Source organism: Saccharopolyspora dendranthemae (assembly GCF_007829955.1).
Classification (GTDB): domain Bacteria; phylum Actinomycetota; class Actinomycetes; order Mycobacteriales; family Pseudonocardiaceae; genus Saccharopolyspora; species Saccharopolyspora dendranthemae.
The window spans coordinates 855,870-876,879 of sequence record NZ_VIWX01000002.1; the positions used below are offsets into that span (position 1 = coordinate 855,870).

A 21,010-nucleotide genomic window follows, 5' to 3' on the forward strand; every position below is an offset into this window, starting at 1 on the left:
GTTGATCTTGAACTATGAGCGGGCACTGCGCGGCAGGGCCCGCCGTCGGCGCTCATCCGAGCGGTGCGGCGGTCGTGGCGAAGACGTTCTGGCTGGTGGAGGAGCGACCACGTGTTGAAGGGCGCGACCCGGATCGTTCCGGATCACCACGGCACGCGACTGCCGCTGCGGATCGCCGACAGGTTCTTCCTCATCGCGCACGGCGGCGAGGGCCGCATCTCGCCGCGGATCGACCTGGACCTGCTCGCGCTGGGATGCGCCGGAGGCCTCCTGGCCGAGCTCATCGTGGAGGAGGAGATCGCTCTCACCCCCGACGTGCGGCCCAGCGGCAACGGGCGCTGCCCCGATTTCCTGTCGTGGACGGTGCTGCGCGAGGTCCGCCGCGAATCGGGCCACGACCTGCGCACCTGGCTGGAGTACCTGGCCCAGCACGCGGTGGAGAAGGTGCGCTCCCGGCTGGTGCTGGTCGACGTTCTGCGGGAGGTCCCGGTCTCCGGCGGACTGCGCGGAGGTTCGGCAGCGGCCTGGCGCGTCGACGACGTGCAGCACGGGGACGCCACCGCGGTCCTCGAAGAGCTCTTCACCGGCACCGAGACCGCGACGCGCAACGGCGTGATCACCGTGCCCGAACGGCTCGCCGAGATCACCTTCGCGCTGCTGGCGCGCGAGACCGGCGCGCTGCGCCAGGCCCGGTTCTCCAAGCAGGTCCTGCGCCAGGGGGAGTTCCGGATGGAGTCCTGGGAGTCCCTGCTGCCCGGCACGTTGCGCAACCTGATCTACGAGATCGCCGCCGCGCGGGGGAAATCCGCGATCACACCTCGGCACTGAGGAGTCGTTTCAGGACGTGCCGGAGCCGTTGTTCCAGGGTGAGAACCCGCTACCCGCACCGCTGAGCGACGTGATTCGGCAATGCCCCCCACAACACCACGAGGAGCGTGAAGTTGCCACCTTCGAAGGTGTCGGCGGCACTGGCCGGATCCAGGATGGGGGTGCTGTCGATCGTGTTCTTCACGGTGGCCGCCGGTGCCCCTGCCACGATCGTCGGTGGCGTGGCGGTGAGCGGGTTCGCGGTGGCCGCCACGGCCGGGGTGCCGCTCGGCTACGCCGGGCGCTGGTCGTGGGCGCGTTCTCGATCGGCTACCTGACCATGTCGCGGCACGTCGACAACGCCGGTGCCTTCTACGCCTACATCGCGAAAGGCCTCGGCGGCTCCGCCGGGACCGGCGCCGGAGCCGTGGCGGTCGTGTCCTACCTGCTGATCCTCAGCGGCCTGGTCGGTGGTTTCGGCGTCGGCGCAGCGGATTTCGCGGAGCGACTCATCGGTGCCGGCGTGGCCTGGTGGTGGTTCTCGGCCGCCGCGATCGTGCTCGTCGCGGTGCTCGGGCTGCAGCTCATCGACGTCAACGGCCGGGTCCTCGCGCTGCTCCTGCTGGCCGAGGTGAGCGTGCTGGTCGTCTACGACATCGCCTTCTTCGTGACACCGGCGCCGGGCGCGGGGGTCGGATCGCTGGATCCCGCCGTGCTGCTGACCGGCTCCTCCGGGGCGATCGTGCTGATCGCCTTCAGCGGCTTCATCGGCTTCGCCAACCTCACCGTGCTTGCCCAGCAGGCCCGCGATCTGCGCACCGTCCTGCACGCCGGGTACCTGTCGTTGCTGGTCCTGGGCGTGCTGTTCTCGGCATCCACCTGGGCGATCGTCGCGACGACCGGAACGGGCACCGTGGTGGCCGCTGCCGACCGGCACTCCACGAGGCTGCTGTTCGCACTAGCCGCGGAGAGGCTGCCGGTCGCCCTGGTGGACCTGGGCAACTGCCTCTACCTGACGTCGTTGTTCGCCGCGGCGCTCGCGTTCCACCACGTGTGCGCCCGGTACCTGTTCTCCCTCGGCCGCGAAGGGGTGGGCGCCTCCTGGTGGGCGCGAACCAGCACGCGCACCGCGGCGCCGGTTGCGGGCTCGCTGATGGCGACCGCGGTCGCGGCGATCGCCGTGCTGCTCACCGGAGGTCTGGAGCTGGACCCGGCCGTGCACCTGTTCTTCTGGAGCGTCATCACGGGTGCGCTGGGGGTCATGCTGCTGGTCCTGCTGACGTCGATCGCCGTGATCGGCTACTTCCGCGGCGTCGCGGGTCACGGGCACGGCGCGTGGCCGACCGCGGTCGCGCCCTCGGTCGCGGCGGTGCTGCTGGCGATCGCGCTGGTGCTGGCCGTCTCGTCCTACGGCTCCACGCTGGGCCTCCCGCCCGGGCACGTGCTGGGCTGGGTCGTGCCCTCGGGCCTGGCCGTGGTTTTCGCGACCGGGATGGCGTGGGGAGCGGTGCTCAAGCGGATCAGGCCGGAGGTCTACGCGCGCATCGGGATGGGCGCCCGGGCCACCGTCGTGCGCATGGGTCCGGAAGCGCTGGTCGGCCGTTGATCCAGGTCGCGGGAGGGCACCCGGCTCGGTGCCCTGCCGCGGCCACGAGGTGTCAGGTTTCGGCACCCACGTAGCGGAATACCCAGGTTCCATCACCGCTCTTGCCGGAGCGCTCGTAGATCAGCCGAGGGGGTACGGCTTCCGGGTTGCGAGCGCGTGCCGGCAGGGTGATGCGCGGGATCGGTTTGCCCGATGAGTCGGCCGAGACGGTCACTTCCTGACCGTCCTGCGGCCCTCCGCGGAGCCGGACCCGGATGTCTGGCACGGCGACCCCTTTCCTTCTCCCAAAGACGCGAGGACAACGACGTCGGCTAGGACCCGCGCGTCCTCCGCCCGGTTCCCGCGGTCACTTGATCGTGTGCGCGAGGAGATCATCACGTTCACCAGATCCAGCGGCTCACGCTGGAACATCCTGGTACAAACGACGGATGAACGTAGCACGAACGGTGCGATTGATCTTCACCGCCGGTGCGCTCGAATCCGGCACGCACACCAACCTCTCGGCGGTGCGCACCGACGGGGAGCACCTGTGGATCGCGGGCGACGAAACCGCCACGATCGAGCGTCTCACCTGCGACGACCCGGCCAAGCCCGCCGAGTACCGGGAGCACGTGACCTTCCCGCTGGCCGATGTGATCGACCTGCCCGGCGAAGCCGACGAGGAGGTCGACGTCGAGGGGATCTCCCGCAACGGACCGTTCCTGTGGGTGGTCGGATCGCACAGCGCCAAGCGCCGCAAGGTCAAGTCCCACCACTCCGACGCGAAGGCGGCCAAGCGGCTCGCCTCGGTGAGCGCCGAACCGAGCCGCCGCGTGCTCGCCCGCATCGCGCTCGCCGATGCCGTGCCCGCCGCGCGCACCGACGAAGGAGCGCCCAGCGCGGCGCTCGGCAGGGGAGGGCTGTTCGACCTCCTGGCCGACGACGAGCACCTGGCGCCGTTCCTGTCCATCCCGGGCAAGGACAACGGGCTCGACGTCGAAGGCATCGCCGTGCACGGCGAACCCGGTCACGAGCGCGTCTACCTCGGACTGCGCGGCCCGGTGCTGCGCGGCTGGGCGGTGGTGCTGCTGGTGGAACCCCGCGCGGACGACGGAGAGCTCGAGCTGCGCAAGCTCAACGGCCACCGCTACGCCAAGATCTTCCTCGACCTCGACGGGCTGGGCATCCGCGACATGTGCGTGCACGGAGACGACCTGCTGCTGCTCGCCGGTCCGTCGATGGACCTCGACGGACCGGTCCGCGTCTACCGCTGGCCGGGCGCGGCCACCCTCGACACGGCCGATGTCGTCCACCGCGCGGAGCTGCATCGCGAAATCGACCTGCCGCACGGCGAGGGCGACGACCACGCCGAAGGGCTCGCCCTGCTGCCCTCCGGCGAACTGCTCGTCGTCTACGACAGCCCCGCCGCCCGCCGCCTGGAAGAGGCGGGCACGGTCCTGGCCGACGTGGTCCCGCTCTGACCCGCCGGGTCAGGGCATCGGGGCGACCAGGACGTGCAGCGTTCGCGGCCCGTGGACGCCCTCGACCCGCTTGAGCTCGATGTCGCTGGTGGCCGACGGTCCGCTGATGAACGTCGTGGGCCGGACCGGGTCCAGCCGCGACATGGCGGCGGGGACGTCGTCGGCGACCTGGTTCTCGGCCACCACGCAGATGTGCACGTCCGGGACCAGGGTGACCGCGCGTCGGCCCTGTCCCGGACCGTGGTCGAGGACGATCGTGCCGGTCGAGGCGATGCCCACCGCAGCTGTGGTGATCACCGCGTCCACCTGCTCCAACGCCTCGGTGCCTGCTGCCGGGTCGACGAGCTCGAACTCCTCGCGCAGCGCCTCCGACCACGCCCGTGGTGCGCCGTCGGGGATCAGCAACCGCCGCGCCCCGGACGCGCGCGCCGTCGTGGCGATCGCCGAGGGGACGGCGTCGCCGGCCACCCTGTCCACAGTGGCCTTGTAGTCGGCGACCGCTTCGCAGAAAAGCCCCACCAGGTCGTCCGCCGGACGGGACGTGCGGTAGTCGCGGGGAACGGCCGACAGGGGCTGGCGCTCGGTGCCGCGCAGAGCCTCCCGCACGCGCCCCAGCACGGCCTCGCGAGCCGAATCCGCGCTCATTCCTTGCCTCCTCGGGTCCGCTCCCACCAGGACCGGAACGATTCCTGCGCCGGCGCCGGCGCATCGCGCGCGTCCGTCCACCGCGACAGCGGTGCCGGCAGGCGGCCGATCTTCCCCTTGCGGCCGATGACCTTCCGGCTCAGCGACGCCGCCTTCTGCGCCCACGCCAGGCGCTTCGCGTCACCCAAGACCCACGAGGCCACGCCCATCAGCGCGTCGAGCGGCTTGTCGCGAGCGCTCGAGTGCTCCTCGACGACGCGGGTGCGCAGGTGCACCAGCAGGTCCGGGATGTCGATGGCCACCGGGCACACGTCGTAGCACGCACCGCACAGCGAGGACGCGAAGGGAAGCGACTTGTCCACCTCGGACTCGGTCCCGCGCAGCTGCGGTGTCAGCACCGCGCCGATCGGACCCGGGTAGACCGAGCCGTAGGCGTGGCCACCGGTGCGCTCGTAGACCGGGCACACGTTCAAGCAGGCCGAGCAGCGGATGCAGCGCAGCGCCTGCCGCCCGACCTCGTCGGCCAGCGCGTTGGTGCGCCCGTTGTCCAGCAGCACCACGTGGAAGTTCTGCGGGCCGTCGCCCGCCGCGACGCCGGTCCAGGTCGAGGTGTAGGGGTTCATCCGCTCACCGGTGCTCGACCGGGGGAGCAGCTGCAGGAAGACCTCGAGGTCCTGCCATGTCGGCACGATCTTCTCGATGCCCACCACGCTGATCAGCGTCTCGGGCAGCGTCAGGCACATCCGGCCGTTGCCCTCCGACTCGACGACCACCAGGGTGCCGCTGTCGGCGACCGCGAAGTTGGCGCCCGAGACCGCCACCTTGGCGCGCAGGAACTTCTCCCGGAGGTGCTGGCGCGCGGCGTCGGCGAGCTGGGCCGGGTCGTCGGTCAGGTCCTCGGGGGCGGGGGTGCCGACCTTGCCCATCTCGTCGCGGAAGATCTCGCGGATCTCCGCGCGGTTGCGGTGGATCGCGGGCACCAGGATGTGGCTCGGGGTGTCGTCTCCCAGCTGGACGATCAACTCCGCCAGGTCGGTCTCCCAGGCGTCGATCCCGGCGTCCTCCAGAGCGCCGTTGAGGTCGATCTCCTGGGTGGCCATCGACTTGACCTTGACCACCTCGCGCTCGCCGGTCTCCCGGACCAGCTCGGTGACGATCCGGTTGGCCTCGTCGGCATCACGAGCCCAGTGCACCGTGCCGCCGGCGTTGGTCACCGCGGTCTCGAACTGCTCCAGGTAGGTGTCCAGGTGGGACAGCGCGTGCGCCTTGATCGCCGCGCCGGACTCGCGAAGCTGCGGCCAGTCGTCGAGCTCGTCGACGACCTCGGCTCGCTTGTGGCGGATCGTGGTGGTGGCGTTGGCGAGGTTGTGCCGCAGCTGCGCATTCGCGAGTTCGCGCTTGGCCGCGTGCGGGAACGACGGCATTCCCAGGTGCGTGGCACTCACAGCTCTCCTTCCGTCGAAGCCAGGATCTCGGCCAGGTGCAAGACCTTGACCCCGGACCGCTCGCGGGACAGCAGCCCGCCGATGTGCATCAGGCACGAGGCGTCCCCGGCGCACAGCACCTCCGCGCCGGTGTCGCGCACGTGCCGCGCCTTGTCGGAACCCATCGCCACCGACACGTCGGGGTTCTTCAGCGCGAACGTGCCGCCGAAGCCGCAGCACTGCTCGGCTTCGGGCAACTCCGCGAGTTCCAGCGATCGCACCGCGCGCAGCAGGCGCAGCGGCCGGTCGCCGACCCGCAGTAGCCGAGCCGAGTGGCAGGTCGGGTGGTAGGTGACCCGGTGCGGGAAGTAGGCGCCGACGTCGGTCACGCCCATGACGTCGACGAGGAACTCCGAGAGCTCGTGGACCTTCGGTGCGGTGTGATCCACAGCGCGGCTGAGGGCGCGGTCCCCTTCGGCGACCAGCGAGTGCTGGTGGCGGACCGAGGCGACGCACGAGCCCGACGGCGCCACGATCGCGTCGTAGCCGTCGAAGGCCTCCACGAAGGTGCGCACCGAGGACTTCGCCTGCTTCCGGTAGCCGGTGTTGGTGTGCATCTGCCCGCAGCACGTCTGAGCAGCGGGGAAGTCCACGTCGCAGCCGAGTCGTTCCAGGACCTGCAGGGTCGCCTTCGGGGCTTCGGGGAACATCGTGTCCCCCAGGCAGGTCGCGAACAGTGCCACCTTCATGAACGCATCACCGGTTCCTCCTCCGTTCGCGGCTCGCGAGCATCTTCGCGCACTGCGCGCCGCGACACCGGACGTTGCGGACCATTGTATGGTCGGACCATAACAGGGCGGAGGGGCGCACCCGAGGATCGGTTCGCCCGGCGGTGCGAGGGGCGGAGCCGCTCGCCGTCCGGTTCAGCGGACCACCGCGCGGGATTGGGGCGAGACCGCGAGGTCGGCGGCGATGCGTCGCGTGGTCTCCAGCAGCGGCGGCAGCAGGTCCTCGCGGGCGGCTTCGCCGGTGGTCCTGGTGGCGTGCGAGGAGATGTTGGCGGCCGCCACGACCCGGTCGTAGCGGTCGCGCACCGGTGCCGCGATCGAGCGAAGTCCCACCTCGAGCTCCTGATCGACCAGCGCCCAGCCCTGCTCCCGGACGCGGGCGAGCTCCTCGACCAGCTCGGCCCGCGAGGTGATGGTGTGCGGGCCCAGCGGTGCGAGGTCGATCTGGTCCAGGTGGGCGCTGAGCTTGTCCTCGGGCAGATCGGCCAGCATCACCCGGCCCATCGACGTCGCGTAGGCGGGGAAACGGGTGCCGATGTTGATCGAGACGGCCATGATCCGCGAGGTGGGAACGCGGGCGACGTAGACGATGTCGGTGCCGTCGAGCACCGACACCGACGCCGATTCGTGCACCTCGGAGACCAGCTTCTCCAGGTGGGGCTGCGCGATCTCCGGCAGCGACACGCTCGAGAGGTAGGCGAACCCGAGCTCCAGCACGCGCGGGGTCAGCGCGAACACCCGGCCGTCGGTCCACACGTAACCCAGGTGCACGAGCGTGTGCAGGAACCGGCGCGCCGCCGCGCGCGACAACTCGGTCGCGCGCGCGACTTCCGAGAGGGTCATCTCCGGGTTGGCCTCGTTGAACGCGCGGATCACCAGCAGCCCGCGCGCCAGCGACTGCACGTGGCCGGTGCCGTTGTCGGACTCGGAGTCCATCGATGATCCCCTCGTCGGCGGTGTCGCCCTGCGTCAGGAGCCGTTCCAGTATGCGGTGGTGGCCCCCGTTCCAGGTACAGCGCTCGGCTGGAACCGCGGTGCAGCACGATCGTTCGGGCGAGGAGCCTACTCCGTTCGCTCGTCGGCGAGGATCGCATTGGCGATCCCGAACGCCGTGTTGGCGCGGGGCACGCCCGCGTAGATCGCCACGTGCATCAGCACTTCCTTGATGCGTTCCGGTTCCAGTCCGTTGCGGCGGGCGGCGCGCACGTGCATCGCGAACTCGTCCTCGCACCCGGTGGCGGCCAAGATCGCCAGCGTCAGCATGCTGCGCGTCGGCCGGTCCACGCCGTCGCCGGTCCACACCTCGCCCCACGCGTAGCGGGTGATGAAGTCCTGGAAGTCCGCGGTGAACTCGGTCTTGCGCTCGTTGGCGCGGTCCACGTGGGCATCGCCGAGAACGGCGCGGCGCACCCGCATTCCCGCGTCGTGAGGGGTGTCGTCGCTCATGCGGCTCCTCCGAAGTGCTCCAGCAGGAGCTCGTTGACCGCGTCCGGCTGCTCCGCGTTGGCCAGGTGCGCGGCCGGGGAGAGGACCTCCACGCGCGCGCTTCTCACTCCCTCGGCGATGCGCTCCGCGTGCGACGGGGGCGTGGCGGGGTCCTCGGCACCGGCGATCACCAGGGTGGGAGCGGTGATCCCGGGAAGACCGCCGAGCACGTCCATCCCGGCGATCGCCTCGCAGCACGCCGCGTACCCCTCGGCGTCCGCCTTGACGATCATGTCCTCGAACTTCGCCCGGATGTCGGGGCGCTCCGCAGCGGCCGGGGTGAACCAGCGGGGCAGGGAGGGTTCGACCATCGCCGCCATCCCGTTGGCGCGCACCTTCGCCGCGCGCTCGAGCCAGGGGGTGCTGCCCAGGTCGGCGGAGGTGCAGATCAGCGCCAGCCGGTCGATGCGCTCCGGCGCGCGCTCCGCCAGCCACATCCCGGTCATGCCGCCCAGCGACACCCCGGCGAAGTGGGCCTTCTCGATGCCCAGCCGGTCCAGCAGCTCCAGCACGTCGCCGCCGAGCTGGTCCAGCGCGTACGGGCCGGGTTCGGTGCCGGTGCCGCCGTGCCCGCGCTGGTCGTAGCGCAGCACGCGGAACCTCTCGGACAGCGCGGGCACCTGCTCGTCCCACAGGCGCAGGTCGGTGCCCAGCGAGTTGGACAGCACCACGACCGGGGCCCCGTCGGGTCCGGTCAGTTCGTGGTCGACGTTCACCGCTTCTCCCATCTGGTGTGCGATTCCAGCGCTCGATCGATGAAAACCGATGCGGCGCCGAGGTAATCCGCGGGCGAGGTCGCCGCGATGATCTCGTCCTCGGTGAGCACGTCCCGGACCCTCGGTTCGGCGAGCAGCTCCGCGCGCAGCGAGCTACCGCGCTCGACGGTGCGGCGGCACAGCTCAGCGACCAGGTCCTGGGCCTCGGTCCGTCCGAGCGCGTCGGAGAGGTGGCCCGCGACGTTCTCGGCGAGCACCAGACCGCGGGTGAGCTCGAGGTTGGCGGCCATGCGGTCCGGGTGGACGCGGAGGTCCGCCAGCAGTTCCCGGGTGCGGTGGGCAGCGGCGGCGGTCAGCCGCAGCAGCTCGACGAGCGGTTCCCACTCCGACTGCCACGCGCCTGCCGCGCGCTCGTAGGCCTGCGGCATCGCCGAGAGCAGCGTCGCCACCAAGCCCGGCGCCCGCCGGGTCGCGGCGCTGATCAGCACCGATGTTGCGGGGTTCTGCTTGTGCGGCATGGCCGACGAGCCGCCGGGCTTGCCCTCGGAGAGCTCGCCGACCTCGGTCTGGGCGTGCAGCTCGACGTCCAGCGCGATCTTGCCCATCGCGCCGGAGGCCGTGCCCAGCGCGCCGGCGAGTTCGGCGATCCGGGTGCGATCGGTGTGCCAGGGGAGCACGGGTTCGGCGAGTCGCAGCCGCGCGGCGAGATCACCCAGCACCTCGGGCCCGCTCGGGCCCAGCGACGCGAGGGTGCCTGCCGCGCCGCCGAACTGCACGGCCAGCGGGACCCGGCGCAGCGTGGCGATCGCCTCGTCCAGCGCGGTCAGCCATCCCGCGCAGCGCAGGCCGAAGGTCGTCGGGAGCGCCTGCTGCAGCAGGGACCTGGCCACGAGCGGCGTGTCGCGGTGCTCGTCTGCCAGCCGCGCGCACTCGCCGGCCGCGGCCCGAAGATCGGCCAGGACCAGCTCCAGCACGTCGCGGGTGATCAGCGCGGCCGCTGTGTCGAGGACGTCCTGGCTGGTCGCGCCCCGGTGCACGTGTGGCCGCGAACCCGGGCCGACCGACGCGGTGAGGTCCTTGACCAGCGCGATCACCGGTGTCGCCGAGGCCACCGCCCGCTCACCGAGGAAAGCGGAGTCGAACTCCTCGGCCCGGCAGTGCGCGGCGATGTCCGCGGCGGCTTCGGCGGGCACGATCCCGGCGCTCGCCTGGGCGGCGGCCAGCGCCGACTCGAAGTCCAGCATCGCCTGCAACCACGCGTCGTCGCTGGTGCGCGCCGTGGCCTCCGGGGTGCTGAACATCGCGCGGAACAAGCCGGCCTCCCTCGATCCTGTGTGGACTCGCGGCACCATCAGACCGCGAAGAACACCGTTTCGCCATCGCCCTGCAGGCGGATGTCGAATCGCAGGCCCTCGGCATCGCGGGTGCCGAGCACGGTGTCCCGGCGCGCGGAGGGCACCCGGGAGAGGACGGGGTCGCCGGCGTTGGCCTGCTCGTCGGGGAAGTACACGCGGGTGACCACCCGGTTGAGCATGCCGCGCGCGAGCACGGTCACGTCGATGTGCGGTGCTTCGGTCTCGCCGGACGGGGTGGGCAGCGTTCCGGGTTTGACCGTGCGGAACCAGAACCGGCCTTCGGCGTCGGTGGGGCAGCGGCCGAATCCCTGCCAGCCGGAGGATTCCGGGCGCGGATCGGCGGAGTGGTCGAAGCGGCCCCGCTCGTCGGCCTGCCAGATCTCGATCACGCCGTCGGGCACGGGATCACCGGCGCCGTCGCGCAGAACGCCGTGCAGCACGAACGCGCCCTCGCGGCCGGCGGGAACGAGTTCGGGCCCGTCGTCCCACAGCATGCCGCCGGGCAGCGCGAAGAAGGGTCCGACCGTCTGGGACGGGGTGGTGGCGGGTTCGGCCATCAGTCGTCGTCCTCCTCTTCCTCGTCCTCGAACACGGTGGCCTGGGGGCCGCGCAGCACGATGTCCCACTTGAAGCTCAACGCCCACTCGGGAACGGTCGAGTCGAGGTCGAACCGCGAGACCATGCGGTCGCGGGCCTGCTCGTCGCGCACCGAGTTGAAGATCGGGTCCTGGTAGAACAGCGGATCGCCGGGGAAGTACATCTGGGTGATCAGCCGCTGGGTGAACGCCTGCCCGAACAGGGAGAAGTGGATGTGCGCGGGCCGCCACGCGTTGTCGTGGTTGCGCCACGGGTACGCGCCCGGCTTGATGGTGACGAACCCGTAGTTGCCCTCGGAGTCGGTCATGCAGCGGCCGGTCCCGGAGAAGTTCGGGTCCAGCGGGGCCGGATGCCGGTCGCCCTGGTGCAGGTAGCGCCCGGCCGCGTTGGCCTGCCAGATCTCCACCAGGGTGTTCGGGATCGGCGTCCCGCCCGAGTCCAGGACCTTGCCGCTCACGATGATCCGCTCGCCCAGCGGCTCGCCGTCGTGCTGGGCGGTGAGATCGTCGTCGTGCTCGCCGCACCGGTCCTCGCCCAGCAGCGGACCGGTCACCTCGGTCAGGTGCTGCGGCAGATACTGCAGCGGCTGCTTCGGGTGCCGCAGCGCCGACGAGCGGTATTCGGCGGAGTCCAGCGGCGGGTGCGAGGCGTTGTCGGGCGCGTAGTCCGGCAGGATGAGACCGGACTCGGACCGGGTCTCATGAACGGTCATGGGAGGGCTCCTCGGGCGGCTCTGCCAGTGGCTCGTGCGGTGTTCCGGTGTGGCGGAATCGGGACGGGGACGAGGTGTCCGCGACGCTCGCCACGCTTCAGACCGTAGCTTTCAGCGCCCGGAGGACTTCCAGCTCCTTCTCACTGGGCGGATCCTGCCTCCCGAGATCGTCGGCGATCTTGAGCTCCCAGCCGACGGCCTCGCGGGCCTGTTCGACGGTGGAGCCGGGGCTGAGCTCGGTGAGCGTCAGCTCGCAGGTCTCCGGATCCGGGCGCAGCACGCCGAGGTCGGTGATGACCTTGACCGGGCCGCGTCCGCGCAGGCCCAGCTCGTCGCGGTCGCCCTTGCCGGTGCCGTAACCCAGCGAGGTCACGAAGTCGACGCGGTCGACGAAGCTGCGGGGGCTCATCCGCATCACGATCAGCACCTCGCGGCACGAGGCCGCGATCTCCGGGGCACCGCCCGCTCCCGGCAGCCGGACCTTGGGGTTGCGGTAGTCGCCGCCGATGACGGTGGTGTTGATGTTGCCGAAGCGGTCGACCTGCGCCCCGCCGAGGAAACCGATGTCGATGCGGCCGGGCTGCAGCCAGTAGTTGAAGATCTCCGGGACGCTGACCACCGAGTCAGCGGTGTCGGCCAGCACGCCGTCGCCGATGGACAGCGGCAGCCGGTCCGGTTTGGCGCCGAGTGTTCCGGACTCGTAGATCAGCACCAGGTCCGGCGCGTGCGTCCGGCGGGCGAGGTTGGCCGCGGTGCTGGGCAGGCCGATGCCCACGAAGCACTTCGCCTCGTTCTCCAGCGACCGGGCGGCACCGACGGTCATCATCTCGTCGGAGGTGAACTCCTGGCTCATCGCGCGCTCCTCTCCGCACCGCGGACCTCGGTCTCCAACCACTGCTCGAAGCGCTCGCGATCGCGGCCGATCGGATCCCACTGCTGGTAGTAGTCGTTGTCCCGCTCGTAGTAGCCCTGCGCGTAGGAGGGGTGGGCGCCGCGCGGCACCTCGGCGACCGCGCTGACCGCCCACTGCGGCAGCACCACGGAACCGGGTACCGGGGTGAGCTCCTCGACGATCTCCTCGACGGTGACCAGCGACCGCGCGGAGGCCAGCACGGCCTCCTTCTGCACGCCCGTGATGCCCCACATCTGCACGTTGCCCGCCCGGTCGGCGCGCTGCGCGTGGATGATGCCCACGTCCGGGTTCACGGCGGGCACGGCGGTGAGCCGCTCGCCGGTGAAGGGGCACTCGATCGGCTTGATCGTCTCGGTCTGGCCGGGCAGGTCGGTCCCGGTGTAGCCGCGCAGCACGGCGAACGGCAGCCCGGAGGCCCCGGCGGCGTAGCGGTTCGCCATGCCGGCGTGGCTGTGCTCCTCGATCTCCAGCGGCACCGGCCAGGAGTTCTGGATGGCGTCGCGGAAGCGGTGCAGCGAGCCGACACCGGGGTTGCCGCCCCAGGAGAAGATCAGCTTGCGCGCGCAGCCCGCACCGATCATCTGGTCGTAGACGATGTCCGGCGTCATCCGGACCAGTGTGAGGTCCTTGCGGCCCTGCCGGATGATCTCGTGACCGGCGGCGACCGGGATGAGGTGCGTGAAGCCCTCCAGCGCCACCGTGTCACCGTCGCGGACCAGTTCGGCGACGGCCTCGCGAAGGTCCAGGATGCGTGCCACCCCGACCACCTCTCGTTGTGCGCATAGTGAACAGATGTGCTCTATGCGAACGATAGAGGCCGTGAAGGAGTCCGGTCAAGTCGATTTCGCCTGGTTGAAGCGCCCCGCGGGGGCTCAGAGCTCGCCGGTGGGCGGGAGTCCGCCGGCGGGAAGGCCGAGCACCTCGACGGCGGCCTCTGCTGCGGCGGTCGCCTGCAGGTACCCGGTCTCGCCCCAGGCGAGCAGGTCGCCGGCGCTGCTCGGGTTCACCAGCAGCCGCCGGTAGGTGCGCCCGCTGTCGGGGTCGGGAGCGGGCGGGTGCGCGCAGGAGATGAGCGCGGCCATCCGGACCTGGGCGTAGGGGGAGATGCTGTCGTTGACGCACTGGTAGCCGAGGTAGTGCGGGTCGTCGATGTCGACCGTGACCTCCTCCATGGCCTCGCGGCGCAGGATGTCGGCGTAGGCGACCTCGCCCGGCTCCGGCCGTCCGCCGGGCAGGGTGTGCTTGCTGCCGTCGAGGCGGATCAGCAGTCGCCCGTCCGGGACGAACAGGAACCCGTACACCTGCCGCACCGCCAGACCCGCCGGAACGGGGTCGGTGTGCCAGGAGAACTTGGGCATCGGTGCGGGTCCCTTCGACAAGCTGCCAGAAAAGATCACTTTACCCGAGACCGGTCGTCGGGCACTTGCGTTCGAAAGGGTGTTTCCACAGCGCACGGCACCCGTTTCGGACATTCGGGATGGGCTCGCGCGATGTGACGTGCTTCACGGATCGGTGAGGTCCGTTCGGCGCTGCCGACGCGGGAGATCCTCGGGCTGCCGACGGCGCCGCTCCGGAACCGTCCACAGTGGTCTGATGAGGTGAGCGGGCCGCTCAGCCCTCGGGGCTCAGCACGACCCAGACCTGGCCGGGAGCGACGGTCAGCGGTGCGCCCGACCGGTCGGTGTAGGTGGTGGGGGCCTCGGGGGAGGGGCGGTTCCAGGTGCCCTCGAAGCTCTTGCCGTCGCGCAGAACGACGGCCGGGCCGCTGCCGATGCTCTCGGCCACCGGTGACGGGTTGCCCGCGGCGTCGCGGACCACCGACTCGTGGGTGCGGACCTTCTGGATGATCACCGTGGACACGCCGACCCTGCCGCTGTGCACGGCCGCGTAGGGCTCACCGTCCATCGAGGTCATCCAGCGCCGCGACGGGTGGTTGTAGAAGAACCCGATGGTCGCGGAGGGGTAACGGACCTCGTAGCGCTCGGTGGGCGCGCCGCCCGGAGGCACGTCGCCGATCACCGGCCGGGTGGTACCGGGCCACGGCTGCGCGGGCGGGAGCCTGGTGGTGTCGACGAAGAGGTTGTGCGGGGTGGGTCGGGCGTCGTCCCGGGAGTAGGCGTCGGGGACGTGAGCGTCCGAGGCGTCGGTGAGCGGAGCCGCTTGGATCGTCGGCAGCACCTCGGGTGCCGCGCCGGAGTAGGCGAGGGTGGGCCTGCCGTACTGCGGCAGGATCTCGGCGTCGGTCTCGCGGGCGCTGCGCACCGGGCCGACGGACTCGGGCTTGTGGGTCGCGAAGATCGCCAGGATGCGGCTCAGACCGCCTTCGACGGGCTCGACGTAGACCACGTCCGCCGCGTCGATGCCCACCGGCGGACGCCCCTCCGGCGAGTTGTCGATCTTCACCGCGACCACCGGAGGCCCGTCCGGCGCCGCTTCGCCACCCTGCTGCTGCCCGGACGTCGTCCCGCCGCCCTGCGGTGGCGGCGGTGGTGGTGACGGCTGGCAGCCGGTGGCGCCCAGTAACGCGAGCGTGATCAGCACGGCCAGGAGCGTGCATGAGCGGGTGCGCATGGTGCAGGCGGACTCCTTCCCCCCGATGTCCGAGGCTACGGATCCGGAAAGAATTCGCATTTTGATCGAGGCCGGGGAGGTGACCTCCCGCGCGCCACCAGTGCGGTATCAATGTGGCCATGAGCAACGCGCAGGTCGCTGTGGTGACGGGTGCCGGTACCGGGATCGGGCAGGTGATCGCCCGGGCGCTGCTGGCCGCGGGATACCGGGTGGCGCTGGCCGGACGCCGTCCCGAACCCCTCGCCGACACCGCCGGGGATTCCGGCGAGGCCCTCGCGATCCCCACCGACGTCACCGATCCGGACTCCGTGGCTGCGCTGTTCGACGCCGTGCACGAGCGGTGGGGACGGCTGGACCTGCTGGTCAACAACGCCGGCACCTTCGGCCCCGCAGGCAACGTCGGTGAGCTCTCGGCCGCGGACTGGAACGGCGTGGTGCAGGCGAACCTCACCGGCTCGTTCCTGTGCGCCCACCACGCGTTCCGGATGATGGCCGATCAGGACCCGCGTGGTGGCCGCATCATCAACAACGGGTCGATCTCCGCGCACGCGCCCCGGCCGCGCAGCGTCGCCTACACGGCGACCAAGCACGCCATCACCGGACTGACGAAGTCCATCTCGCTGGACGGCCGGTCGCACGACGTCGCGTGCGGGCAGATCGACATCGGCAACGCGGCCACCGACATGACCTCCGGCATCGCCACCGGTGCCGCCCAGGCCGACGGCTCGGTGCGCCCCGAACCCACCTTCGATCCCCGGCACGTCGCCGACGCCGTGCTCTACATGGCCGGTCTGCCGCTCGACGCCAACGTGCAGTTCATGACCATCACCGCCACCGAGATGCCCTTCATCGGCCGCGGCTGAAGCTCCTGCGCCTCAGGTGCGGTTCCAGGCCTCGGCGAGCAGCTCGTAGGAGCGGACCCGGTCGGCGTGGTCGTGGGTGATGGTGGTGACGACGAGCTCGTCGGCCCCGGTCGCTTCCCGCAAGGTGACCAGCCTGCCGACCACCTCCTCGGGCGTGCCGACGAACTGGGTGGCCAGCCGATCGGCGACGATCTCCCGCGCCTCCTCGTCCCAGGGCAGGTCGGCGACCTCAGCGGGGGAGGGGTACGGGATCGCCCCCGCACCGGCCCGGATGCTGTGCACCCACGCCCCGTACGGCGACGCCAGCTCCCGCGCCCGCTCGCTGCTGTCGGCCACGACCACGTCCGCCGAGACCACCACGTAGGGCCGGTCCAACCGGTCGGACGCGACGAAGTTCTCCCGGTAGGACTCCACGGTCTCCAGCACCGTCGCGGGCGTGATGTGGTAGCTCGCCGCGAACGGGATGCCGAGCCGGCCTGCGGTGACCGCGCTTTCGCCTCCGCTGGAGCCCAGGATCCACAGCTCGAGGTCGGCTCCCTCGGCGGGGTTGGCGCGCACCGGCTCACCGTCGGGCCCGGGGAACCCGCCTTCGAGGAACTGCCGCACGCGGGAGACCTGATCCCGGTAGTCGAGCTCCTCGGCCGGGGCACCGACCAGCTCCGCCTGCTGGCGCAACCGCGCCGCGTAGCGCTCCGAACGGGCCACCGCACGAGGTTTTGCGGGCACGATCAGGCCGTCCACCGTGGAGCCCTCGTTCCGCGCGGGCGCGGTCAGCCTCTCGGCGAGCTCCTGCGCGCGCTTCTTGCCGGACCTGCCCACGCCCAGGTCCACTCGGCCCGGGTGGAGCTGGGCGAGGGTGCCGAACTGCTCGGCCACCGTCAGCGGCGAGTGCTGGCCCAGCAGCACCGCCGCCGAGCCGACGCGGATCGTGCTGGTCGCCCCGGCGATCGCGGTCAGCAGCACCGCCGGGGCCGCCGAGGCGACACCCGCGGTGAGGTGGTGCTCGGCCACCCAGTAGCGGCGGTAGCCGAACGCCTCGGTCCGGCGGGCCAGGTCGAGGGTGTTGTGCAGGGCCTCCTTCGCGGTCTGACCGGAGGCGATGGGCGAGAGGTCCAGGACCGACAGCGGGACCGGCATCGAATACCTCCGGGTTCCTAGGAAACGGGTGCGGGCGACAGGCCGAGGTTCTCGCGCAGCGTGGTGCCCGGGTACTCGGTCCGGTAGACGCCGCGCTCCTGGAGGATCGGCACGACCTCGTCGACGAAGTCGTCCAGGCCTCCGGGGGTCAGGTGCGGCACCAGGATGAAGCCGTCGGAGGCGTCCTCCTGCACGAAGCGGTTCATCTCGTCGGCCACCGTCGTGGGGCTGCCGATGAACGACTGCCGCGCGGTGACCTCGATGATCAGCTCGCGGATCGAGAGCCGCTTGGACTCGGCGAGCGCGCGCCAGCTGCGGGCCGTGGCGAGGCGATCGCCGAACATCCGCGTGCTGGCCCTGCCCTTGCTGATCGCTTCACCGTCGACGACCGGGTCGAATTCCGGCAGCGGGCCGTCCGGGTCGAGCTCGCTGAGGTCGGTGTTCCACAGCTGTTCCAGGAAGGAGATCGCCGTCGGCCCGCTGACCTGCTGCTTGCGGATGAGCGCGGCCTGTTCCTGCGCGTCGGCGTCGGTGTCGCCGACGACCACGGTCGTCGCCGGGAACACCAGCAGGTCCTCCGGCGAACGGCCGTGGGCGGCCAGCCGCGACTTGACGTCGGCGTAGAAGTCCTGTCCCGCCTGGAGGGTTCCGTGCCGGGTGAAGATCGCATCGGCCGCGGAGGCGGCGAACTCCCGTCCGGACTCCGAATCTCCGGCCTGGAAGATCACCGGCCGGCCCTGCGGGCTGCGGGGGACGTTGAACCGGCCGCGGATGTCGAAGTGGGCGTCGGAGTGCTCGAACGCGCCCGCCCGAGGGTCGGTCAGGAACCGCCCGGAGCCCTTGTCGGCCACGATCTCGTCCCCGCGCCAGGAGTCGAACAGCTCGGTGGCCGTGCGCAGGAACTGCCGAGCGCGCTCGTAGCGCTGGTCCTCGGGCAGGAACCCGCCGCGCCGGAAGTTCTCCCCGGTGAAGGCGTCCCACGAGGTCACCACGTTCCACGCCGCCCGTCCCTCCGAGAGGTGGTCGAGGCTGGCGAACTGCCGCGCCACCTCGTAGGGCTCGTTGAACGTCGAGTTGATGGTGCCCGCCAAGCCGAGCTTCTCGGTCACCCCTGCCAGCGCCGCGAGCACCGTGAAGGTGTCCGGGCGGCCCACCACGTCCAGGTCGTGGATCTTGCCCGCGTGCTCGCGCAACCGCAGCCCCTCGGCGAGGAACAGGAAGTCGAACTTGGCCCGCTCGGCGGTCTCGGCGAGGTGCGTGAACGAGGAGAACTCGATCTGGCTCAGCGACCGGGGATCGCTCCACACCGTGGTGTTGTTGACCCCGGGGAAGTGGGCGGCCAGGTGGATCTGCTTGGTCACGAGGTGCCTCCAGCGGTCGCGTAGCGGTTGACCGGGCGGGCCAGGCCGAGCCGGTCGCGCAGCGAGCCGGTCTCGTAGGCGGTGCGGAAGACCCCGCGACGCTGCAGCACCGGCACGAGCTCGTCGGTGATCGCCGCGAGGTCGTGCGGCAATTCCCCCGGAAGCAACCGGAACCCGGTCAGACCGCGTTCGGCGAGCGACTGCAGCAGGTCGGCGAGCTGCTCGGCCTCGCCGGTGAAGACCGGTGTGTCCGAAGTGGACGGGCGGTCGAGTTCGTCGAGCCGCGCCCGGCGATCGGCGGCGTCAGCGCCCAGGAACACCACCAGGTCACCGAAGACGTGCGGTGCTGCGGCCGAATCCTCGTGCGCCCGAACGTCGGCCACCGCTCGACGGGCTGAGTCCGGGTCGGCCGCGGGAGTGAACACGACGTCCGCTGACCGGGCGGCGAACCGGTGCTCGGCTGGGGTGCTGGCGGCCGCGGTCACCAGCGGCTGGCCTTGCGGAGGTCGGGGCGTGATCGAAGGTCCCTTGACGTCGAACCACTTGCCGCGGAAGTCGATGTAGTGCAGCTTGTTCCGGTCGATGAACCGGCCGGTGGCCACGTCGCGGATCTCCGCGTCGTCCTCCCAGGAGTCCCACAGCCGGCGGACGACCTCCACGTGGTCGGCGGCCTCCTCCAGCAGCTCCGCAGGCGCGATCGCGCGGCGGCCGAAGTGCGCGTTGTCGCCACCGCTCGCGCTGACCTGCGGCAGCCATCCGGCGCGGCCACCGGACACGTAGTCGAGGGTCGCGACGGACTTCGAGACGTGGAACGGCTCGGTGTGGGTGACCACGATTTCCGGCACCAACCCGATGTGCCGGGTCCGGGGAGCGATGCGCGCGGCGAGCAGTCCCGCGTCCAGCCGGCCGCGCACGCGGTCGGTGCGTTCGTCGGGCCCGTCCTGCGAACTCGACTGCGGGCCCAGCGAATCGGCGAGGGTGACGAAGTCCAGCAAGGCGGACTCGGCGCGCTGAACCAGGTCGAGCCAGTAGCCGGCGGTGAACAGCTCGGTGGGTTTGGCGAGTTGGGATCTCCAGGAGGCCGGATGCCAGCCGGTCCCGTCGAGTCCCACGGCCAAGTGCCACTGCGTTGGTCGAACCATCCTCGTGTCCTCCCTGCGCGACGGCGCGGGTCGAGGGGGTGGGTGCATCGCACCGATGCGGTGCGGTGTGGTGGTGCGGAGAACCGCTGCGCGCCAACGACGGTGAGTCGCGGCGTGGGGGAGAAGCGCGGAGGCGCGGCGAAGCCGATTACCGCGGACAGGCGGCGGCGATCACCCGGAGCAGGTCGATGTGGTCACGCGTGACCAATCGCAGCCGGAGAGCCATGTGCACCAAGTTAGAACCGCCGCACGCGGCCGTCAACGCGGTTCACGATGTGGGCGGACCGAGAGCGGTGCCGGTCAGCGCAGGACGATGCGCGTGCCGTCCTCGCGGCCAGGCAGCACCCTGCCGATGACCGGGAATCCGGGGACCTCGCCGACCACCAGCAGACCACCGGAGGTCTGCGCGTCGGCGAGGAGCAGCACGTCGTCCTCGCCGGTGCCGCCCGCGTCGAGGTGCGGCCGCACCCAGTCGAGGTTGCGCCGGGTGCCTCCGCTGACGAAACCGTCGCGGACCGACTCCCGCGCGCCCTCCAGGAGCGGCACGGCCGCGACGTCGACCTCGGCCGTCGTGCCGGAAGCCCGCATGGTCTTGAAGAGGTGCCCGAGGAGCCCGAAACCGGTCACGTCGGTGGCGCACGCGGTGCCGGCCTGCAGCGCGGCCCGGGAGGCGTCGCGGTTGAGCTCGGTCATCGTCGCCACGGCCTGCTCGAACCGCTGCCCGGTCTGCTTGTGCCGGGTGTTGAGCACCCCGATGCCCAGCGGCTTGGTCAGCGTCAGCGCCAGACCCGGTCGTGCCGCGTCGTTGCGCAGCATCCGGTCGGGATCCACCAGACCCGTGACCGCGAGTCCGTACTTGGGCTCCGGATCGTCCACGCTGTGCCCGCCGCCCAGATGACACCCGGCGGCGCCGGCCACCTCCGCGCCGCCGCGCAGCACCTCACCGGCCAGTTCGAACGGCAGCACGTCGCGCGGCCAGCCCAGCAGGTTCACGCCGAGGACCGGGGTCCCGCCCATCGCGTAGACGTCCGACAGCGCGTTGGCCGCCGCGATCCGGCCCCAGTCGCGGGCGTCGTCGACCACGGGCGTGAAGAAGTCGGTGGTGACCACGATCCCGCTGCCCGCGTCGGTGCGCACGACCGCCGCGTCATCGCCGGTGTCCAACCCGACCAGGAGTTCGGCGTTCGGCTCCGCCACCTCCGGCGCGAGCCCGGCGACCACGTTCTCCAACTCGCCCGGCGGGATCTTGCAGGCGCACCCGCCGCCGTGCGCGTACTGGGTCAACCGGTACCCGCCCATCAACGGTCCTCGCAGCCGGGGAAAGGAAGCTGGCGGAGACGGACGGGAATCGAACCCGCCGCACCGAGTTGCTCGGCGCCATCGGCTTTGAAGGCCGTGGAGGCCACCAGACCCCAAACGTCTCCGGCG

23 protein-coding genes and 1 tRNA gene are annotated in these 21,010 nt (G+C 71.3%); 5 read left to right on the forward strand and 19 right to left on the reverse strand.

Translation table 11 applies throughout. The features are described 5' to 3' along the window. The first annotated feature begins 111 nt into the window (after window positions 1–111). The 3 genes from FHU35_RS12700 to FHU35_RS12705 all read left to right on the forward strand — a co-directional run bounded on the left by FHU35_RS12700 (window position 112) and on the right by FHU35_RS12705 (window position 2,413). On the forward strand, window positions 112–828 hold the full coding sequence (locus tag FHU35_RS12700) for a GPP34 family phosphoprotein (protein WP_246110268.1): 717 nt from the start codon (window positions 112–114) through the stop codon (window positions 826–828). A 113-nt stretch (window positions 829–941) separates the two neighbouring features. Next, complete coding sequence (locus FHU35_RS29895; protein WP_246110269.1) at window positions 942–1,145, forward strand: hypothetical protein; 204 nt, start codon at window positions 942–944, stop codon at window positions 1,143–1,145. Beyond that, entirely contained in the window at window positions 1,118–2,413 is a 1,296-nt protein-coding gene (locus FHU35_RS12705; protein ID WP_246110270.1) for an APC family permease, read from the forward strand. The genes FHU35_RS29895 and FHU35_RS12705 overlap by 28 nt, the downstream gene beginning before the upstream one ends. Window positions 2,414–2,465: 52 nt before the next feature. On the opposite strand, the gene FHU35_RS12710 is transcribed toward FHU35_RS12705, so the two are convergent. Further along, entirely contained in the window at window positions 2,466–2,678 is a 213-nt protein-coding gene (locus tag FHU35_RS12710; protein ID WP_145738868.1) for a hypothetical protein, read from the reverse strand. Between the two features lie 163 nt (window positions 2,679–2,841). On the opposite strand from FHU35_RS12710, the gene FHU35_RS12715 reads away from it, so the two are divergent. Beyond that, on the forward strand, window positions 2,842–3,873 hold the full coding sequence (locus FHU35_RS12715) for a DUF3616 domain-containing protein (RefSeq protein ID WP_145738870.1): 1,032 nt from the start codon (window positions 2,842–2,844) through the stop codon (window positions 3,871–3,873). A gap of 9 nt (window positions 3,874–3,882) precedes the next feature. On the opposite strand, the gene FHU35_RS12720 is transcribed toward FHU35_RS12715, so the two are convergent. The 13 genes from FHU35_RS12720 to FHU35_RS12780 form a co-directional block, all read right to left on the reverse strand. Further along, window positions 3,883–4,518 carry a LutC/YkgG family protein gene (locus FHU35_RS12720; RefSeq protein WP_145738872.1) on the reverse strand — a complete coding sequence of 212 codons (636 nt, stop codon included), beginning with the start codon at window positions 4,516–4,518 and terminating at the stop codon, window positions 3,883–3,885. Next, window positions 4,515–5,942 carry a LutB/LldF family L-lactate oxidation iron-sulfur protein gene (locus FHU35_RS12725; RefSeq protein WP_145739988.1) on the reverse strand — a complete coding sequence of 476 codons (1,428 nt, stop codon included), beginning with the start codon at window positions 5,940–5,942 and terminating at the stop codon, window positions 4,515–4,517. Before FHU35_RS12725 ends, FHU35_RS12720 begins: the two co-directional genes overlap by 4 nt. Window positions 5,943–5,959: 17 nt before the next feature. Then, the gene (locus FHU35_RS12730) at window positions 5,960–6,691 is read right to left on the reverse strand and encodes a (Fe-S)-binding protein (RefSeq protein ID WP_145738874.1); all 732 of its coding nucleotides are present in this window, start codon (window positions 6,689–6,691) and stop codon (window positions 5,960–5,962) included. 174 nt (window positions 6,692–6,865) lie between these two features. Beyond that, window positions 6,866–7,666, reverse strand: coding sequence for an IclR family transcriptional regulator (locus FHU35_RS12735; RefSeq protein ID WP_145738876.1), 801 nt, complete (start codon window positions 7,664–7,666; stop codon window positions 6,866–6,868). Window positions 7,667–7,792: 126 nt separating this feature from the next. Next, window positions 7,793–8,176, reverse strand: coding sequence for a 4-carboxymuconolactone decarboxylase (pcaC, locus tag FHU35_RS12740; RefSeq protein WP_145738877.1), 384 nt, complete (start codon window positions 8,174–8,176; stop codon window positions 7,793–7,795). Continuing rightward, on the reverse strand, window positions 8,173–8,931 hold the full coding sequence (gene pcaD / locus FHU35_RS12745) for a 3-oxoadipate enol-lactonase (RefSeq protein ID WP_145738879.1): 759 nt from the start codon (window positions 8,929–8,931) through the stop codon (window positions 8,173–8,175). The genes pcaC and pcaD overlap by 4 nt, the downstream gene beginning before the upstream one ends. Further along, window positions 8,928–10,244 (reverse strand): 3-carboxy-cis,cis-muconate cycloisomerase, encoded by a 1,317-nt coding sequence (pcaB, locus tag FHU35_RS12750; RefSeq protein WP_145738881.1) that lies wholly within the window; start codon window positions 10,242–10,244, stop codon window positions 8,928–8,930. The genes pcaD and pcaB overlap by 4 nt, the downstream gene beginning before the upstream one ends. Window positions 10,245–10,282: 38 nt before the next feature. Then, window positions 10,283–10,843: a protocatechuate 3,4-dioxygenase subunit alpha gene (gene pcaG, locus FHU35_RS12755; protein WP_145738883.1), complete on the reverse strand. Its 561-nt coding sequence runs from the start codon at window positions 10,841–10,843 to the stop codon at window positions 10,283–10,285. Next, window positions 10,843–11,595, reverse strand: a complete 753-nt coding sequence (gene pcaH, locus FHU35_RS12760; RefSeq protein ID WP_145738885.1) for a protocatechuate 3,4-dioxygenase subunit beta — start codon at window positions 11,593–11,595, stop codon at window positions 10,843–10,845. The genes pcaG and pcaH overlap by 1 nt, the downstream gene beginning before the upstream one ends. 97 nt (window positions 11,596–11,692) lie before the next feature. After that, window positions 11,693–12,448 (reverse strand): CoA-transferase subunit beta, encoded by a 756-nt coding sequence (locus FHU35_RS12765; protein ID WP_145738887.1) that lies wholly within the window; start codon window positions 12,446–12,448, stop codon window positions 11,693–11,695. Then, window positions 12,445–13,266, reverse strand: a complete 822-nt coding sequence (locus FHU35_RS12770; RefSeq protein WP_145738889.1) for a CoA transferase subunit A — start codon at window positions 13,264–13,266, stop codon at window positions 12,445–12,447. Before FHU35_RS12770 ends, FHU35_RS12765 begins: the two co-directional genes overlap by 4 nt. Before the next feature lie 114 nt (window positions 13,267–13,380). Beyond that, complete coding sequence (locus FHU35_RS12775) at window positions 13,381–13,866, reverse strand: NUDIX domain-containing protein (protein ID WP_145738891.1); 486 nt, start codon at window positions 13,864–13,866, stop codon at window positions 13,381–13,383. Window positions 13,867–14,119: 253 nt separating this feature from the next. Next, window positions 14,120–15,079: a DUF3048 domain-containing protein gene (locus tag FHU35_RS12780; RefSeq protein WP_145738893.1), complete on the reverse strand. Its 960-nt coding sequence runs from the start codon at window positions 15,077–15,079 to the stop codon at window positions 14,120–14,122. Between the two features lie 119 nt (window positions 15,080–15,198). Here FHU35_RS12780 and FHU35_RS12785 point away from each other — a divergent pair, with 119 nt between their 5' ends. Next, complete coding sequence (locus tag FHU35_RS12785) at window positions 15,199–15,942, forward strand: SDR family oxidoreductase (protein WP_145738895.1); 744 nt, start codon at window positions 15,199–15,201, stop codon at window positions 15,940–15,942. Window positions 15,943–15,954: 12 nt separating this feature from the next. Here FHU35_RS12785 and FHU35_RS12790 read toward each other — a convergent pair whose 3' ends face one another. The 5 genes from FHU35_RS12790 to FHU35_RS12810 all read right to left on the reverse strand — a co-directional run bounded on the left by FHU35_RS12790 (window position 15,955) and on the right by FHU35_RS12810 (window position 21,006). Next, a complete protein-coding gene (locus FHU35_RS12790) occupies window positions 15,955–17,079 on the reverse strand; it encodes an MsnO8 family LLM class oxidoreductase (protein ID WP_145738897.1) in 1,125 nt (374 codons plus the stop codon). A gap of 17 nt (window positions 17,080–17,096) precedes the next feature. Beyond that, on the reverse strand, window positions 17,097–18,440 hold the full coding sequence (locus tag FHU35_RS12795; protein ID WP_145738900.1) for an NtaA/DmoA family FMN-dependent monooxygenase: 1,344 nt from the start codon (window positions 18,438–18,440) through the stop codon (window positions 17,097–17,099). Next, entirely contained in the window at window positions 18,437–19,582 is a 1,146-nt protein-coding gene (locus tag FHU35_RS12800; RefSeq protein ID WP_145738903.1) for an LLM class flavin-dependent oxidoreductase, read from the reverse strand. Before FHU35_RS12800 ends, FHU35_RS12795 begins: the two co-directional genes overlap by 4 nt. A 300-nt stretch (window positions 19,583–19,882) precedes the next feature. Beyond that, complete coding sequence (selD, locus tag FHU35_RS12805; protein ID WP_145738905.1) at window positions 19,883–20,881, reverse strand: selenide, water dikinase SelD; 999 nt, start codon at window positions 20,879–20,881, stop codon at window positions 19,883–19,885. 30 nt (window positions 20,882–20,911) lie between these two features. Then, window positions 20,912–21,006 (reverse strand) — tRNA-Sec (locus FHU35_RS12810). Window positions 21,007–21,010: the final 4 nt, after the last annotated feature.

What these genes read in the sequence shown, in the direction of transcription:
- FHU35_RS12715 (WP_145738870.1), top strand. Translation starts at nt 2,842, where the DNA reads ATGAACGTAGCACGAACGGTGCGATTGATCTTCACCGCCGGTGCGCTC.
- FHU35_RS12720 (WP_145738872.1), bottom strand. Translation starts at nt 4,518, where the DNA reads ATGAGCGCGGATTCGGCTCGCGAGGCCGTGCTGGGGCGCGTGCGGGAG.
- FHU35_RS12725 (WP_145739988.1), bottom strand. Translation starts at nt 5,942, where the DNA reads ATGCCGTCGTTCCCGCACGCGGCCAAGCGCGAACTCGCGAATGCGCAG.
- FHU35_RS12730 (WP_145738874.1), bottom strand. Translation starts at nt 6,691, where the DNA reads ATGAAGGTGGCACTGTTCGCGACCTGCCTGGGGGACACGATGTTCCCC.
- FHU35_RS12735 (WP_145738876.1), bottom strand. Translation starts at nt 7,666, where the DNA reads ATGGACTCCGAGTCCGACAACGGCACCGGCCACGTGCAGTCGCTGGCG.
- pcaC (WP_145738877.1), bottom strand. Translation starts at nt 8,176, where the DNA reads ATGAGCGACGACACCCCTCACGACGCGGGAATGCGGGTGCGCCGCGCC.
- pcaG (WP_145738883.1), bottom strand. Translation starts at nt 10,843, where the DNA reads ATGGCCGAACCCGCCACCACCCCGTCCCAGACGGTCGGACCCTTCTTC.
- pcaH (WP_145738885.1), bottom strand. Translation starts at nt 11,595, where the DNA reads ATGACCGTTCATGAGACCCGGTCCGAGTCCGGTCTCATCCTGCCGGAC.
- FHU35_RS12765 (WP_145738887.1), bottom strand. Translation starts at nt 12,448, where the DNA reads ATGAGCCAGGAGTTCACCTCCGACGAGATGATGACCGTCGGTGCCGCC.
- FHU35_RS12775 (WP_145738891.1), bottom strand. Translation starts at nt 13,866, where the DNA reads ATGCCCAAGTTCTCCTGGCACACCGACCCCGTTCCGGCGGGTCTGGCG.
- FHU35_RS12780 (WP_145738893.1), bottom strand. Translation starts at nt 15,079, where the DNA reads ATGCGCACCCGCTCATGCACGCTCCTGGCCGTGCTGATCACGCTCGCG.
- FHU35_RS12785 (WP_145738895.1), top strand. Translation starts at nt 15,199, where the DNA reads ATGAGCAACGCGCAGGTCGCTGTGGTGACGGGTGCCGGTACCGGGATC.
- FHU35_RS12790 (WP_145738897.1), bottom strand. Translation starts at nt 17,079, where the DNA reads ATGCCGGTCCCGCTGTCGGTCCTGGACCTCTCGCCCATCGCCTCCGGT.
- FHU35_RS12800 (WP_145738903.1), bottom strand. Translation starts at nt 19,582, where the DNA reads ATGGTTCGACCAACGCAGTGGCACTTGGCCGTGGGACTCGACGGGACC.
- selD (WP_145738905.1), bottom strand. Translation starts at nt 20,881, where the DNA reads ATGGGCGGGTACCGGTTGACCCAGTACGCGCACGGCGGCGGGTGCGCC.